The organism is Mesorhizobium sp. CNPSo 4688, assembly GCF_057784295.1.
The window spans coordinates 40,283-55,407 of sequence record NZ_JBWLUY010000005.1 but is presented as its reverse complement, the minus strand read 5'-3'; the positions used below and the strand labels follow the sequence as shown (position 1 = coordinate 55,407).

Sequence of the window (15,125 nt, the reverse complement as noted above, 5' to 3'; positions counted from 1 at the left end):
TGGATCCAACGTGGAACAGGATCCCATCCCAGAATCTGGTTGGACTGTCCGCATACGCAACCAGGCTATAGGTTCGTCCGACAGGGACCGTCATCGTTACCCAGGCATGGGCAAGAACCCAGACCGAGTACGCGATCAGAGCGTACATCATCACATGTATGATCAGCTCTTTGCGCGGAGTCATGCGTCACCAATTCTCAAGCCTGCTGTCCGACTGCCTTGCCAACCGTGATTGCTGAACTTTAATTTCGCATGAATGCCTACATGCCTGCGGGCCGCGGTTCATTGCCGCCACGCCGGTGCGGCAGATTTCGACCAGGCCGAGCGGCCCTCATGATGGCGATGAACTTGTACCTGCTCGACCCGCTGACGAGGCGTTTCACGAGAGATAAAGAACAGAGTATGAATATGGCTATCGTCATCCACGACTATTAAATTTGCTCTGTCTCAGTTAGGCCGTCAAAGCGAACATGGTCACGGACGCTACGACCAAGAGGAGGTAGAATGACGAATTCAGCGCGGCGTACTAGCTCTTGGTTCATGATCCTGTCGTTTATCATTGCATTTCTTCCTTCCTCCGCAGCTTTTTCAGGGGCGCTGGAAGCAGAGGCCGCCTTCAAGGCGAATAATTATGAAGTTGCGTATAAAGAATGGGAAGCGGTCGCTAGAACAGGGGACGCTACCGCTGAATTTAACGTCGGATTTCTTTACTCCAGAGGATTTGGAGTGCCGCAAGATTACTCGAAGGCAGCTGAGTGGTGGGCAAAAGCAGCAACGCAAAATATGGCGGTGGCTGAGCTGAACCTCGGTCTTTTGTACTCTTGGGGTAAAGGCGTTCAGCAAGATGATGCAGAGGCGGCCAAGCTTTGGCGCAGTGCTGCGACGCAAGGTTTGCCTGAAGCCCAGCAATACCTTGGGAACGCGTATCTCGTTGGCAAAGGGGTACCTCAAAGCGGCCAGGACGCCATTCTTTGGTTCACCAGAGCTGCAGATCAGGGAAATGTCGACGCTCAAGTCAACCTAGGTGCGGCATATCTAACCGGGACGAATGTCGAGAGAAATCCAGAAATTGCCTTTCATTGGTACGAAAAGGCGGCAATGCAGAATGATGCCAAAGCGCAATACAATATCGGCTTGATGTACTTGAAAGGCATCGGTGTCGGGAGCGACCTGACCCTTGCGACACAGTGGTTTACGCGCTCTGCAGCACAAGGTTTTGAGGGAGCGCAGATTGCTCTCGATCGCATACACTCAGTACTTAAGAAGACGTAGCTATAAACGGTCGCGCTCCATCAAGCGGGAGAGCCAGGAAACTGGCCGGCAGCAAGGCCGAGCCAGCAAAACCAAAAAACTGAAAATCCTACATGCCTTGCGGGCCGCGGTTCATCGCTGCCACGCCGGTGCGGCAAATCTCGACCAGGCCAAGCGGCTTCATGATGGCGATGAACTGGTCGAGCTTGGAGCCCTTGCCGGTGATTTCGAAAATGAAATGCTCGGTGTTGGCGTCGATGACCGAAGCGCGAAAAGCGTCGGCCAGCCGCAGCGCCTCGACGCGGGCCTCGCCGGTGCCGGCGACCTTGACCAGTGCCAGTTCGCGCTCCAGCGGCCGCTCCTGACCGAATTCGTGCGAGCGCACGGTCAGATCGACGACACGGTGCACCGGCACGATGCGCTCGAGCTGGTGCTTGATCTGCTCCAGCACATGCGGCGTGCCGCGCGTCACGATGGTGATGCGCGACAGATGCTTTTCATGTTCGGTCTCGGAGACGGTCAGGCTCTCGATGTTGTAGCCGCGGCCGGAAAACAGGCCGATGACCCGGGCAAGCACGCCCGGCTCGTTGTCGACCAGCACGGAGAGCGTATGGTTCTCCGGCTTCTCGGTTTCCTTGGCGATGAAATAGGCGGAGCCGGTCGGTTGAAGCTGTGCGTTCATGACGTGAATCTCGATTTCAGACTTTTGAGCTAATTCTCTGTTTGCGCACGGCTTCTTTCGACAAGCCCTGCCTCGGCTTGTCCTAGACCAGTTCCCTGCCCTTGGCGTCGATGGCGTTGGCCACGGCTTCGTCGGTCGCCTCGTCCGGCAGGAGCATTTCATTATGCGCCTTGCCCGACGGGATCATCGGGAAGCAGTTGGCGAGCGTCGCCACGCGGCAGTCGAACAGCACCGGCTTCTTGACCGAGATCATCTCCTTGATCGCGTCGTCGAGCTCGTCCGGCTTCTCGCAGCGAATGCCATGGCCGCCATAGGCGTCGGCCAGCTTGACGAAGTCGGGCATCGCCTCGGTGTAGGAATGCGACAGACGGTTGCCGTGCAGCAGCTGCTGCCACTGCCGCACCATGCCCATATACTGGTTGTTGAGGATGAAGATCTTGATCGGCGCATCGTGCTGCACCGCCGCACTCATCTCCTGCATCGTCATCTGCACCGAGGCGTCGCCGGCAATGTCGATGACAAGGGCATCGGGATGCGCGATCTGCACGCCGAGTGCCGCCGGCAGGCCGTAGCCCATGGTGCCCAGGCCACCGGATGTCATCCAGCGGTTCGGCTTCTCGAAATGATAGTGCTGTGCTGCCCACATCTGGTGCTGGCCGACTTCGGTGGTGATGTAGGTGTCCATGTCCTTGGTCAGCGCGTAGAGCCGCTGGATGGCGTATTGCGGCATGATCACGTCGTTGTTCATCTTGTAGGCGAGTGAATCGCGCGCGCGCCATTTGGCGATCTGCTCCCACCAGGGATAGAGCGCCTTCTTGTCGGCCTTGGCGCTTGCCCGCCACAGCCGAACCATATCCTCCAGCACGCGGCCGACATCGCCGATGATCGGCACGTCGGTGTGGACGTTCTTGTTGATCGAGGACGGATCGATGTCGATGTGGATCTTCTTCGAGTTCGGCGAGAACGCGGTCAGCCGTCCGGTGATACGGTCGTCGAAGCGCGCTCCGATGCAGATCATCACGTCGCAATCGTGCATCGCCATATTGGCTTCATAGGTGCCGTGCATGCCCAGCATGCCCATCCAGTTCTTGCCCGATGCCGGATAGGCGCCGAGCCCCATCAGCGTCGAGGTGATGGGGAAACCGGTGAGATCGACCAGTTCGCGCAGCAGATGGCTGGCTTCCGGGCCGGAATTGATCACGCCGCCGCCCGAATAGATGATCGGCTTTTTGGCGCTCGCCATCAGATCGACCGCAGCCTTGATCTTGTCCAGATCGCCCTGGACCTTCGGCTGGTAGCTGGTGCGCGGCGCCGTCTGCGGCGGCACATAGATGCCCTTGGCGAACTGCACGTCCTTCGGGATGTCGACCACCACCGGGCCGGGACGGCCGGTCGTGGCGACATGGAAAGCTTCATGGATGGTGGCGGCCAGTTCGTTGACATCCTTCACCAGCCAGTTGTGCTTGGTGCAGGGCCGCGTGATGCCGACCGTGTCGCACTCCTGGAAGGCGTCGGAGCCGATCAGCGAGGTCGGCACCTGCCCGGTCAGGCAGACCAGCGGGATCGAATCCATCAGCGCATCCTGCAGCGGCGTCACCGCATTGGTGGCGCCCGGGCCAGAGGTTACCAGGAGCACACCGGCCTTGCCGGTGGAGCGCGCATAGCCTTCAGCCGCATGACCGGCGCCCTGCTCGTGGCGGACCAGAATGTGCTCGACCTCGTCCTGCTGGAAGATTTCGTCGTAGATCGGAAGCACCGCGCCGCCGGGATAGCCGAAGACATGCTTGACGCCATTGTCCTTCAGCGCCTGCACCACCATTTCGGCGCCTGTCATTTCACGCCGCTCACTCTGTCCGTTGCTCATCGGTCTGGTCCCGTACTGTCCGCCATTGGGCGATTGCTGGTCGTTTAGTCGTGTTTCGGGCAATAAAAAAGGCCCCCGAGGGAGCCTGTATGTTGCGCATGGGAGGTTTTCGCCCGGCGGTTACACCGCCTTGCCCACGCGCCTTCCTACGAGAATGAGTGCCTTTTTCATGGTGGCGGACAATAGAATTGGTTTTGCGCCGATGTCAACGGGCAATTCGCGCGGCATTCACGCCGCGCGGATCTTCTGTTTTCAGGCCCAGAGCGCCACGCCCTTCGCCTTGGCCCAACGCTTGAGGATCTTTTGTTCCTCAAGCGTAGCCAGACGATTGCCGAAACCGCGCACCTGCACCGCGCGGTGTTGCGGGTCGAGCTCGATCGTCAGCAACCGCTCGGCCTTGCCAAGCGCTTTGCGCCGCAGCGTCCAGATCGAGGCGTTGCCGGCAATGCACTTGACCGCGTAGGTCGAAACGCAGTGATGCATCGCCCTGGACTCGGCAACCAGATCCTCGGCCGTCTTCAGCTGGCGGACGAAGAAGCGCTCGCCATGCGCCTTCGCCTCCTTGGCCGGAGGCTCCCATTCCCAGTCCTCAAGGCGCGAGCCCTCCCAGGCGCTGCCCGGCGCCAATGCAGCCCGACCGGCTGCGCGGCGGCGCATGGCCTCGATGCGCTCGATGGCGGCAATGTCGCGATGCCATTGCGACATCTGCCGGCGCAACGAAGCGAGCGTGCGGCCCTTCAGGCTATACGCCTTGTCGCGCCGGTGCATGGCGGCGATATAGTCGCAGAGGTCGTCGATCTCCTCCTTCGACGTGGGTTGCTCGCAGAAGAAGCGCGCCACTTCACGCCAGAAGGTGAGCTCGCCACGCGGCGTGCGCGCAATCTTGGTGCGCGCAAGCCGTGCCGCCAGTCCATTATCCCCGGCGTAGGACCGAACGATCGCGAACCAGAACGCCTCGCAGAAGCCAAGCTCGCTCGACACGTTGAGGAAGCAATGCACCTCCTTGCGAGACAGCCATTCATTGGCGCCCGCTTTGTAAAGCGACTGGCCACCCGCGGCCGCGACGTACCAAGCCAGGCGCAGCGCGATCTCCGGGCCGTCCAGTCCCGACCGGTCCAGCCAGATGGCTTCGAGCGCGGCCGAAACCGGATAGCGCGCATAAAGATAACGGGCAGCAGCCAGCCGCAGACGCGCAGGATCGCGCGTTTTCAGCTTCGGGCGCCACAGCGCCCCGTCGCGGATCGCTACGCCGGCATAGCCCCGGCGCACCTCGTCGAGCGCCCGCTCGAAATCCGGAGCGGGACGCGGCGCGGCGGAAACCCGCTGCAACGATGCCTGGTATGCTTCAATGCGTTGGCGCTCGGCGTCCTGCCTGAGCTGTATCATGGACCTGGCCATGGCCGTTCTTCCCGATTGGAACCCTGTCAGCCGCGCGCAATTCCAGCGCCGGCACGGAATGTGTCGAACTGGATAGGCGTGACATGAACAGGTCTCCTCTTGGGGATGACGGTTGCGAATGGGCGGGGTCACTACGCCTGCAAAACTCCAGACGCAAGAGCCATTCTTTCAATGTTTACAAAGGCCTGTCCGTCTGTTGCAAAGGTGCATCTCAGACCTCCAGACAGCCGCCATCCTCGGCGGAAGCGTTCGGCTTTAACCGGTTTGCCACGGCTCTGACCGGGCATTTGATTTCGATGTGAGCGCCTTCGATCAGCGACCGCCGCCACGCCTCACGGCGCGCTGGTTCAGGTCGTCAGGAATTGGGTATCAGCCGTGAAGCGGCTCAGCCCGTCCGCCGCCGGCGGAGGCGCAAAATGCGTGAACGTGATCTCATCGTCGCCTCCTTCAAAAGCGTGGTTGGTACGGGTGCGGCACGATGAAAGGGTGCCGCTGACTGGGCGCGGCTAATACAACGGAACGGGTGCAACGGCAAGAAGGCGAACAGCCAGGTCGCCCGGCCCGGACAAACCGGCAGTGGCAAACCGGCTGTACGCGTCGTTGATGATCGCCGGCAATAAAGCAGGAGCGCTTGCGACAGGCCGTCGCTCACAGGCTGGCGGCCGGTATGCAGCCACCGCGCCTTCGCCGTCGAAGCAGAAACACATCGCTGTCTCCTCCCGCCTGCCATCAGGCGCGACTGGCGAAGTCGCTAACAACCCGCTGCAGCAGCGGCACGTAGTCGCGAAACGCCCGCGTCTTCATGTTGGCGATCTTGCCGGCCTCGTCCCAGATGCGGACCCGCACAGCTTCTTCGTGAAACGGGTTCTTGCGGAACGCGGCCACTTCCTCGGCATTCATAGGCCCACCCTGCAGCGACAGCGTGTGCACCGAGGCCGGCGAAAGCCGGCCGAAGTAGGTCGGGTCGGTGGCGCAGAGAAAGCGCTTGGCGGCGACATGCAGCCTGACGCATTCGACGATGACGGGCGGAAAGAACGGCGCCAGCACCTCGCCGCCGGCCTCGTCATGATGCTTGTCCTCGACATCATCGGGCGAATAGGTGCCGAACTCGCTGGTGTAGTGGCCGATATCGTGCAGCAGTGCCGCCGCCACCAGCACATCCGGCGCGCCGTCCTGTTCGGCAAACCATGCGCCCTGCAACATGTGTTCCGACATGGTGACGGGTTCACCGAGATAGGATTCCGCACCCCGGCGCTCGAAAATGTCGGCGATGAATTCGACGATGTTGTGCGCGTTCAAATCCTGGCCGCTCATTCCGCGGCCTCCTTGAACTCGTGTTCGATCGCCGAAAGCGTCGACAAAAGGCCGTCCTTGTCAGCGTAGCAGCCCTGCAGCCAGCGCTTGCCGGTCCCGGAAAACGCCTTGCGGGCATGCATGACGCGCGTGTTGTCGACGATGAAGGCCTGCCCTGCCTCGAGCTTGAAGGTCACTTCGAAGGACGGATCCTCGATCAGTTCGGCGAACCGGCGATAGGCGGCGTAATAGGCTTCCATATCGGCGAATGGCACATCGACGGTCGGCGCCAGTGAGCGGTTGTTGAAGCGGATGGCGATGAGTTCGCCATCCGGGCCGAGCTCGATCATCGGCCGCTTCGCCTGCAGCCGCACGCCGGATGAGCCGGCATATTCGAAACGCGCCGGATATGAACTCAACAGACGGAAGCCTTCGGGGTTTTCAGCCTGCAGGGCGGCCGCGACGGCAAAACCGTCGACGACGCTGGATTCGCCGCCCTCCACCGTGTTCTCGATGCAGGACAATATCTGCAGCGTCGGCACCGGATCGCGATAGGGATTGTCGGTGTGCGCCTGCAGGCCGAGATTGGTGTAGGCGAGGTTGTTGGGATTGACCTCCGCGCGGACCTCGAACCAGCGGCCGTAATTGGTCTCCCTGATATAGCCGAACAGATCGGAGACCTTGCACAGCGCCCCGGATTCGGTCGGCAGGCCCTCCATCACCGCGAAGCCATAGGTCTTCACCGCCGACAGCCATTGCCTGAGCACCGCGCGGTCGCGGCTGGCAGCTGCATAGCCGGCGCGCGGCACCGAATGCTGCATCGAAGCCTTGGTCCATCGCACGATGGCCTCGCCGGTCCAGCCGGGCTCGCGGGCGGCATCGCGATCATAGGCATTGGCACTCAGCCAGGCCGCGGGAAAGCTGACTGTTTTCTGTTCCGGTACGAAGCTGATCTCAAGAGCATCGCCCTTGATCGCCGCAGTGCCGATCCGCGTTTGCGCCGGAATGTCGAGAATGGTGATCAGCCGCTGGCCATTGCCGGCGCTGCGCGTCTTGTCGTCCAGCGCATTGTCGCGCAGCCACATCGCGTGGAAGCGGGTGCGCGTCCCATCCTTCCAGCTGAGTTCGATTGTTCTGCCTTCGTCGCCGATCAGCGCGTGGGTGAGCATGAAGATCCGTTCCTGTCCGCAATGCCCCACGGCCAACTCCGCAGGGTTTCCGATTGCATGGTGATGGCACGACAGGCATAATTCAAATTATCATTTTGCAGCCAAAGGCCACAAACTGCTTATGCCTCAAACCACCCTGCCCTTGCCCCCGCTTGACTGGCTGCGCAGTTTCGAAGCCGCCGCGCGGCTGTCGAATTTCACCGCCGCAGCGGCCGAGCTTGGCCTGACCCAGGCTGCCGTCAGCCAGCACATCCGCGCGCTTGAAGAGCGCTTGAAGCAGCCGCTGTTCATCCGCCTGGCGCGCGGCGTCGAACTGACGCCGCAGGGCGCTGCCTATCTGCCGCATCTGCAATCGGCCTTTGCCGTGATCGCCAACAGCACGCGCGAGCTGTTCGAACCGAGGACGATCCAGAGCGTCACGATCCGCTCGCCGATTTCTTTCGCGGTGCTGATGATCGCGCCGAAGCTGCCGCAGATGGCGAGTGATCTGCCCTTCGTCCAGCTGCAGGTCGAGACCATCCACACCCCGGCTGACTATAGTGAGCGCTCCGGTGGGCTCGACATTCGTTTCGGCGCCGGCTCCGGCTCCTTCCCCGGACGGCAGGCCGACCGCCTGACCCGCGAAGCCTTGACGCCGATGGCGGCGCCCGACCTCGCCAGGATCCCCGATTGGACGGCATTGCCGCGACTTACGGTCGTCGGCGCGCGGGAAATGTGGGGCGAGTGGTTCGCCGTCGCTCGGATGAAACCGACGATCGGGCCGACGCACAAATTCGACAGTTTCGTCACTGCACTGGAGGCGGCCAAGCACGGCGCCGGTATGGTGCTGGGATCACGCCCGCTGGCCGATGCGGCGCTGCGCGACGGATCCCTTGTCACCCTGTCCGGTTTCACGCTGTCGAGCGGCGCCGGCCACTATCTGACAGCGCCCTCGGGCGCTCATCTGAGCCCGGCCGAGGATGCAGTCCGCCGCTGGTTCGCAACAGCCTTCGGCGCCCCGATTTCCCGATAAGTCCCTGAATACGCGCCAAACTATTGGACGACGTGACGGGGCGCATAATTTGCCGCGATACTGCGCGAAGCCGGACGTCAAGCTTCGGCAGGTTCCGCCCGCTACAGGCGGCCAGGAAAAAATCGCGGAGGAAATTCGATGCTCGACAAGGCCCCCAACAAGAAGCTGTCCGACCTGCTCGATCGCTTCGGCGCGGCACTCACAGCCGGCGATATCGACAAGGCAGTCGCCTGCTTTCAGGAGGATTGTTACTGGCGCGATCTCGTCACCTTCACCTGGAACATCAAGACGATGGAAGGGCGCGACCAGGTGCGCGACATGCTGGTCAGCCAGCTGGCGAAGACCAAGCCGTCGAACTGGGCGATCGCCAAGGGCGAGGACGCCACGGAAAACGATGGCGTGCTCGACGGCTGGATCAGCTTCGAGACTTCAGTGGCGCGCGGCTTCGGTCACATCAGGCTGAAGGACGGCAAGATCTGGACGCTGCTCACCACCATGGTCGAGCTCAAGGGCCACGAGGAGCCGGCCGGCTTCGACCGCCCGCTCGGCGCCAAGCATGGCCACGGCAAGAACCGGCCGACCTGGAAGGAAGAGCGCGAGAAGGAAGCCGCCGAACTCGGCTTCAAGACGCAGCCCTACACGCTCATCATCGGCGGCGGCCAGGGCGGCATCGCGCTCGGCGCGCGACTGCGGCAACTCGGCGTGCCGACCATCATCGTCGAAAAGAACGAGCGGGCCGGCGACAGCTGGCGCAAGCGCTACAAGTCGCTCTGCCTGCATGATCCGGTCTGGTACGACCATCTGCCCTATATCGATTTTCCCCGGAACTGGCCGGTCTTCGCGCCCAAGGACAAGATCGGCGACTGGCTGGAAATGTACGCCAAGGTGATGGAGCTGAACTACTGGTCCTCGACCGAGGCCAAGAGCGCTGTCTATGACGACAAGAAAAAGGAATGGACGGTCGTCGTGCGCCGCGACGGCAAGGACATCACGCTGAAGCCGAAGCAGCTGGTGCTGGCCACCGGCCAGTCCGGCAAGGCCAACATGCCAAACTTCAAGGGTATGGAAAGCTTCAAGGGCGACCAGCATCACTCCTCGAAGCACCCCGGTCCCGACGCTTATGTCGGCAAAAAGGCTGTCATCGTCGGCTCGAACAACTCCGCCCACGACATCGCGGCAGCCCTTTGGGAAGCCGGCGCCGACGTCACCATGGTGCAGCGCTCCACCACCCATATCGTCAAGTCGGACACGCTGATGGAGATCGGGCTGGGCTCGCTCTATTCGGAAAAGGCGGTCGAGAGCGGTATGACCACCGCCAAGGCCGACCTCGTCTTCGCCTCCCTGCCCTACAAGATCCTGCACGAGTTTCAGATCCCGGCCTATGCCGAGATGAAGAAACGCGACGCCGGCTTCTACAAAGGCCTTGAGAAGGCCGGCTTCATGCTCGACTGGGGCGATGACGCCTCCGGCCTGTTCATGAAGTATCTCAGGCGCGGCTCCGGCTACTACATCGATGTCGGCGCCTCCGACCTGATCATCGATGGCTCGATCAAGCTGAAGAGCGGCGTCGAGGTGAAGGAGGTCAAGGAGCACTCGGTGCTGCTCAGCGACGGATCCGAATTGCCGGCCGATCTCATCGTCTACGCCACCGGCTACGGCTCGATGAACGGCTGGGCGGCCGACCTGATCTCACGGGAGGTCGCAGACAAGGTCGGCAAATGCTGGGGCCTTGGCTCCAACACCACCAAGGACCCCGGCCCGTGGGAGGGCGAATTGCGCAACATGTGGAAGCCGACGCAGCAGGAGGCGCTGTGGTTCCATGGCGGCAACCTGCATCAGTCACGCCACTATTCGCAGTTCCTGTCACTGCAGTTGAAGGCGCGGATGGAAGACATTGCAACGCCGGTCTACGGGCTGCAACAGGTGCATCACAAAGGTTAGCGAAGGATAGTTACCGAGGCTGGCCGATGCGCTTCCAGTAGATGAGCGTGCCGGTCAGTCCACCACGCGGCTTCAAGGCAAAGTCCGGTATTTCGCCGGTGAGCGTGAAGCCGAGTTTTTCGTAAAGGCCCGAAGCGCCCTCCTCGGTCGCAGTATCCAGCACCAGCAACGTGCGGCCTCTCTCGACGGCGAGAGCCTCCGCGGCGCGCATCAGCCGGCTCGCTATGCCCTTGCCGCGATGTGCGAGCCGGGTCATCAATTTGGCGATCTCGGCGCGGTGCGGCTGGTTGACCGGAAAGTCGAGCAGCAAGGTCACGGTGCCGACGAGAGCATCACCGTCCCAGGCGCCCAGCACCACCCTTTCACCTCTCTCCGCAGCCGTCAGCGACTGGTCCCAGAAGCCTTCCGCCGCCTGCCGGGACAAGGGATGCATGAAGCTGACCGAGCCGCCGGCCGCGACCGTCTCGATCAGCATGTCGACCAGCGCGGTTAGCGTTGCGGCGTCACGGGTCAGGACCTTGATTTCGATGGAACTCATGCGTGATGTCCCTTGCTAATCCAGACGCGCGACGCGGCGCCGTTTTCGTCCCGCCTTGATCGCGGCGATGCGATCGGCGTCTTTCGGCTGCAGGTGCAGCCCGCGTTCGAGGATTTCGAGCGTGTATTCCTCATAGGTCAGGCCGAGCCGTTCGGCCTTTTCCATGCGCATCAGCATCACGTCACGGCTCGGCGCCTTCCACGCCTTGGCGTGCGCTGCCTGCCAGGCGAGGAAGATGTATGGATCGCCCTTGCCCCAGGGCGGTCCTTTGTAATCATCGAGCGGCGGTCCGCCATTGTCGGAGCGCTTGGGACGTCTTGCCACGGCCTCAGCCCCTGACCAGCGCGACCAGATAGTCGGCGGGCTGCGGCCCCACGGCGTGGAACGTGCAGTCCGACGGCGCGCCGAGCGCCAGGCAGTCGCCGGGCTCGAGACTGTACACGACATCGCCCTCGGTGAATTCGAGCCGTCCGGAGATCAGCCACATCTGCTGCTTGATGAAGGCATAGGACGCTGCCGGGAAGCTTACCTTGGCGCCCGCCGGCAATTGCACCCGGATCAGTTCAAGCGGCATGTCGGAGATCGGCGACAAATGCCGCCTGACATAGCCGGTGCCGGGATCTCGCCACACCGGCTGCTCGCTTTCGCGCAGCAGGCCGCCGCCTTGCTGCTCGGCGCGCGCAATCAGCGTCGACAGCGTCATGCCGAAGGCGGCGGCGATGCGCACCAGGAGAGCCGCGGTCGGGCTGGTCATGCCCCGCTCGATGGTGCTGAGCATGGCTTTGGAGACGCCGGAGCGGTCCGCCAGCTCTGCCAGCGACCAGTTGCGCAAGGTTCTTTCGGCATGGATTCTTTTGCCGATCGTGGCGGATACGTCATTCGCTATATCAGTCATTCGTCCAATATATCGAAATTTCTGCACTGGGAAAGAGGCTGGTCGGTTGAATTTTCGCTAACGGGTTAACGCCTGCTACACCATCCCGCATCACGCCACCTTAACCCCATTTGCGTAGGGTCAACGCTCCACGGAAATGGGGATCGGACCGTATGTTTGTCGAGCGCGAAGCCTCCGTCGGCGAACCGACCTCGCAGGAGCGCCGCCGCGCCGAGCAGAACGACAAGCGCATTCTGGGCAATGTCGTGCAGTGCGACGGTGCGCGTGCCACCATCAGTGCCTATGCCGACGACCTCGAAGGCGCGGTCACCGGCCTGTGGACGGTCGGCAAGATGATCTCCATCAACCTCGGCACATCGCGCACCGTTGGCCTGGTCTATGAGATCGGTAAATCGGATCGCGCCTGGAGCAGTGAGGGGCAGAACCCGATCGAGGTCAGCGTCGAACTGATCGGCGAGGTGCGCGACGGCGCCGAGCCCGGCGACCGTCCGATCTTCGACCGCGGCATCACCACCTATCCCCATATCGGCGCCATTGCCCACCGCATCCGCAGCCGCGACCTGCAGGCAGTCTACGATCTCGCCGGGCGTCATTCGATCACCATCGGCACGCTGTCGCAGGACGAGGCGATCGACGCCAACATCGCCATCGACGACACGCTGGCGCGCCACTTCGCCATTGTCGGCACGACGGGCGTCGGCAAATCCACGGCGGTCTCGCTGCTCTTACGCAAGTCGATCGCCGCCCGGCCCGATCTGCGCATCCTCATCCTCGATCCGCACAATGAATTCGCCGCGTCGCTGCCGGAGTTCTGCGTCCGGGTCGATTCCAAGACGCTTGATCTGCCGTTCTGGATGTTCAGGCTGGAGGAGTTCGCCGAAGTGCTGTTTCGCGGCCGGGAGGTCGTGCCGGAAGAAGTCGATGTCCTGCGCGATCTGATCCCCGCCGCCAAGAACCTCTATCGCAACCCCAGTTCCGGCTCCTATGTGCGGCGCGGCAGCGATGCGCTGACCGCCGACACGCCGGTGCCCTACCGCATGGTCGATCTCATCAAGCAGATCGACGAGCGCATGGGCCTCCTGGAAAGCAAGAACGACCGCCCGACGTTGAAATCGCTGAAGACGCGCATCGAGTCGGCGGCATCCGACCCGCGCTATCGCTTCATGTTCAATTCGCGGCTGATCGAGGACACGATCCACGAGACGATCGGCAACATTTTCCGGGTGCCGCATCATGGCCGCCCGGTGACCTGCTTCGAGATGGCCGGCATGCCGTCCGAAGTGGTCAACTCCGTCTGTTCGGTGCTGGCGCGCCTCGCCTTCGACCTCGCTCTGTGGAGCGAAGGCCGGCTGAAACTTTTGCTGCTGTGCGAGGAAGCGCATCGCTACATGCCGGCCGATCCGCGACTCGGCTTCGCGCCGACAAGGCATGCGTTGTCGCGCATCGCCAAGGAAGGCCGCAAATATGGCTGCTATCTCGGCGTCGTCACCCAGCGTCCGGGCGAACTTGATCCGACCATCCTGTCGCAATGCTCGACCTTCTTTGCCATGCGCCTGGCCAACGAGCAGGACCAGGCAATCATCCGCTCGGCGATCGCCGATTCCTCCGCCTCGACGCTGGCCTTCCTGTCCTCCATGGGTCAGCGCGAAGCCATCGCCTTCGGCGAAGGCGTGGCGACGACCATGCGGCTGAAATTCGAAAAGCTGGCGGAGAATCTGATCCCCGGCACCGCCAAGCGAGAGCAGGACGAGTTCTCACAGGACGGCAACGACGTCGATCTCGCGGCCATCGTGGAGCGGCTGCGCAACGTGCCGAAGCCGCAACAGGCGATGGCCTTCGCCGAGGTCGTGGATACCGGCCGCCAGGCCGGCGATCCAGATTATCGCAAGCCGCCAGCGCCGCGCGTCCAGCCAGACGACGATTTCGACATGCGCTACGGCCTCAAGCCCGCCACCTTCGGCATGCGCTCGCAGAACGATTGAGCTTCAGCGTAACGTCCTTCTGCCGAACAATTGAAAAGCCGCGTCGGCGTCCCAGCGCCGGCTTCGTTGACCGGCTTGGGCAAATCCCGTCAGAAAATTCGTCAGGCTGCGTCGACTGGTGCTGTCTTCGAGAATCGGAGCGGAGCGGACATACAGTCCGTGAGCACCGGCCTACGCCGGCCGTAGCCTTAACTGCCAAACCACTCATGAGTGCTTCGGCCGGCGAAGGCCGGAAGCGCAGAGGGCGGCACCAGGCGGCCAGCCTCACGAATTTAATGCCGGGATTTTAGGCGCAAACGCGATTGCGGCCCTGCCTCTTCGCCTCATAGAGCTGGCGGTCGGCGCGGCGGTAAAATTCCTCGGCCGTTTCCTTCCGGTCCCACACAGCAAGTCCGACGCTGGTGGTGATCTTGAGGCGGACATTGCCCGACAGCACCGACATGTTGGCGATCGCCTTGCGGATGCGTTCGGCGAATTTCCCCAGCAACTCCGCATCCATGTTGGGCGTGACCACGGCAAACTCCTCGCCGCCGAGCCGCGCCACCACGTCGTGATATCTAGTCATGCCTTTGAGGCAATTGGCGACTGCCCTCAGCACCTCGTCGCCGACATCGTGGCCATGCGTGTCATTGACCTGCTTGAAATGGTCGAGGTCGAGGATCATCAGCCCAACGGGCTTCTCGATACGGCGGAATTCTTCGAGATATTCCTTCAGCGCATCGTCGAAATAGCGCCGGTTCTGCATGCCGGTGAGACCGTCGGTCAGCGCCGCATGCTGCAGCGTTTCCGAACGGGCGCTGAGCGACACCGTCATCGCCCGCAGCTTGCCCTCTTCCGTCGCCTGTCTGCGGATCAGCGGGTAGATGAAGAACACACCGAAGAACAGCGCCGTCGCCAGAAGCACACCGGTGATGAACAGCAGCCTGTTGAGGTAGACGATCCTCTCGATGCGGGACGCCGCATCCATGTCGGCGGCGATGCCCTGCAAAAGACCATAGGCATGAAGTGTCACCAGGCCTGCGGCGAGGATCACGAAAATAAAGACGAAAAATGCGGATTCCGCCTTATGGAAACGCATCTGCTCCCCGTTGGAAAAGTAC

The 15,125-nt window shown here is 62.2% G+C and carries 13 protein-coding genes and 1 pseudogene; 4 read left to right on the top strand and 10 right to left on the bottom strand.

Going from position 1 to position 15,125, the window contains the following annotated elements; translation table 11 throughout:
• Positions 1-268: 268 nt before the first annotated feature.
• Positions 269-350, bottom strand: a pseudogene (locus tag AC04SH_RS10490) (acetolactate synthase small subunit); the annotation flags it as partial.
• A 154-nt stretch (positions 351-504) separates the two neighbouring features.
• On the opposite strand from AC04SH_RS10490, the gene AC04SH_RS10485 reads away from it, so the two are divergent.
• Complete coding sequence (locus AC04SH_RS10485; protein WP_488574955.1) at positions 505-1,272, top strand: tetratricopeptide repeat protein; 768 nt, start codon at positions 505-507, stop codon at positions 1,270-1,272.
• Positions 1,273-1,360: 88 nt separating this feature from the next.
• On the opposite strand, the gene ilvN is transcribed toward AC04SH_RS10485, so the two are convergent.
• The 5 genes from ilvN to tmpA all read right to left on the bottom strand — a co-directional run bounded on the left by ilvN (position 1,361) and on the right by tmpA (position 7,657).
• Positions 1,361-1,933: an acetolactate synthase small subunit gene (ilvN, locus tag AC04SH_RS10480; protein WP_023668352.1), complete on the bottom strand. Its 573-nt coding sequence runs from the start codon at positions 1,931-1,933 to the stop codon at positions 1,361-1,363.
• An 82-nt stretch (positions 1,934-2,015) separates the two neighbouring features.
• Positions 2,016-3,797, bottom strand: coding sequence for an acetolactate synthase 3 large subunit (locus tag AC04SH_RS10475; protein WP_192257930.1), 1,782 nt, complete (start codon positions 3,795-3,797; stop codon positions 2,016-2,018).
• 252 nt (positions 3,798-4,049) lie between these two features.
• Entirely contained in the window at positions 4,050-5,195 is a 1,146-nt protein-coding gene (locus AC04SH_RS10470; protein WP_488574954.1) for a PcfJ domain-containing protein, read from the bottom strand.
• A 729-nt stretch (positions 5,196-5,924) separates the two neighbouring features.
• Positions 5,925-6,509: a (R)-1-hydroxy-2-trimethylaminoethylphosphonate oxygenase gene (tmpB, locus tag AC04SH_RS10465; RefSeq protein ID WP_488574953.1), complete on the bottom strand. Its 585-nt coding sequence runs from the start codon at positions 6,507-6,509 to the stop codon at positions 5,925-5,927.
• Entirely contained in the window at positions 6,506-7,657 is a 1,152-nt protein-coding gene (gene tmpA / locus AC04SH_RS10460) for a 2-trimethylaminoethylphosphonate dioxygenase (protein WP_488574952.1), read from the bottom strand. The genes tmpB and tmpA overlap by 4 nt, the downstream gene beginning before the upstream one ends.
• Before the next feature lie 121 nt (positions 7,658-7,778).
• Here tmpA and AC04SH_RS10455 point away from each other — a divergent pair, with 121 nt between their 5' ends.
• Positions 7,779-8,669: a LysR family transcriptional regulator gene (locus AC04SH_RS10455; protein WP_488574951.1), complete on the top strand. Its 891-nt coding sequence runs from the start codon at positions 7,779-7,781 to the stop codon at positions 8,667-8,669.
• Between the two features lie 138 nt (positions 8,670-8,807).
• Positions 8,808-10,610 (top strand): NAD(P)-binding domain-containing protein, encoded by a 1,803-nt coding sequence (locus AC04SH_RS10450; protein ID WP_488574950.1) that lies wholly within the window; start codon positions 8,808-8,810, stop codon positions 10,608-10,610.
• Positions 10,611-10,620: 10 nt separating this feature from the next.
• Here the strand turns inward: AC04SH_RS10450 and AC04SH_RS10445 are convergent, their stop codons facing one another.
• From AC04SH_RS10445 to AC04SH_RS10435, 3 genes are read right to left on the bottom strand one after another with little or no spacing between them, the layout of a single operon-like run.
• A complete protein-coding gene (locus AC04SH_RS10445) occupies positions 10,621-11,148 on the bottom strand; it encodes a GNAT family N-acetyltransferase (protein WP_488574949.1) in 528 nt (175 codons plus the stop codon).
• A gap of 15 nt (positions 11,149-11,163) precedes the next feature.
• A complete protein-coding gene (locus AC04SH_RS10440; protein WP_112560453.1) occupies positions 11,164-11,472 on the bottom strand; it encodes a hypothetical protein in 309 nt (102 codons plus the stop codon).
• A gap of 4 nt (positions 11,473-11,476) precedes the next feature.
• The gene (locus AC04SH_RS10435; protein ID WP_488574948.1) at positions 11,477-12,043 is read right to left on the bottom strand and encodes a helix-turn-helix domain-containing protein; all 567 of its coding nucleotides are present in this window, start codon (positions 12,041-12,043) and stop codon (positions 11,477-11,479) included.
• A 152-nt stretch (positions 12,044-12,195) separates the two neighbouring features.
• On the opposite strand from AC04SH_RS10435, the gene AC04SH_RS10430 reads away from it, so the two are divergent.
• Entirely contained in the window at positions 12,196-14,025 is a 1,830-nt protein-coding gene (locus AC04SH_RS10430; protein ID WP_488574947.1) for an ATP-binding protein, read from the top strand.
• Positions 14,026-14,311: 286 nt separating this feature from the next.
• Here AC04SH_RS10430 and AC04SH_RS10425 read toward each other — a convergent pair whose 3' ends face one another.
• On the bottom strand, positions 14,312-15,103 hold the full coding sequence (locus tag AC04SH_RS10425; protein ID WP_488574946.1) for a GGDEF domain-containing protein: 792 nt from the start codon (positions 15,101-15,103) through the stop codon (positions 14,312-14,314).
• Positions 15,104-15,125: the final 22 nt, after the last annotated feature.

Coding starts and splice junctions, on each gene's coding strand:
- AC04SH_RS10485 (WP_488574955.1), top strand. CDS start 505: ATGACGAATTCAGCGCGGCGTACTAGCTCTTGGTTCATGATCCTGTCG.
- ilvN (WP_023668352.1), bottom strand. CDS start 1,933: ATGAACGCACAGCTTCAACCGACCGGCTCCGCCTATTTCATCGCCAAG.
- AC04SH_RS10475 (WP_192257930.1), bottom strand. CDS start 3,797: ATGAGCAACGGACAGAGTGAGCGGCGTGAAATGACAGGCGCCGAAATG.
- AC04SH_RS10470 (WP_488574954.1), bottom strand. CDS start 5,195: ATGGCCAGGTCCATGATACAGCTCAGGCAGGACGCCGAGCGCCAACGC.
- tmpB (WP_488574953.1), bottom strand. CDS start 6,509: ATGAGCGGCCAGGATTTGAACGCGCACAACATCGTCGAATTCATCGCC.
- tmpA (WP_488574952.1), bottom strand. CDS start 7,657: ATGCTCACCCACGCGCTGATCGGCGACGAAGGCAGAACAATCGAACTC.
- AC04SH_RS10455 (WP_488574951.1), top strand. CDS start 7,779: ATGCCTCAAACCACCCTGCCCTTGCCCCCGCTTGACTGGCTGCGCAGT.
- AC04SH_RS10450 (WP_488574950.1), top strand. CDS start 8,808: ATGCTCGACAAGGCCCCCAACAAGAAGCTGTCCGACCTGCTCGATCGC.
- AC04SH_RS10445 (WP_488574949.1), bottom strand. CDS start 11,148: ATGAGTTCCATCGAAATCAAGGTCCTGACCCGTGACGCCGCAACGCTA.
- AC04SH_RS10435 (WP_488574948.1), bottom strand. CDS start 12,043: ATGACTGATATAGCGAATGACGTATCCGCCACGATCGGCAAAAGAATC.
- AC04SH_RS10430 (WP_488574947.1), top strand. CDS start 12,196: ATGTTTGTCGAGCGCGAAGCCTCCGTCGGCGAACCGACCTCGCAGGAG.
- AC04SH_RS10425 (WP_488574946.1), bottom strand. CDS start 15,103: ATGCGTTTCCATAAGGCGGAATCCGCATTTTTCGTCTTTATTTTCGTG.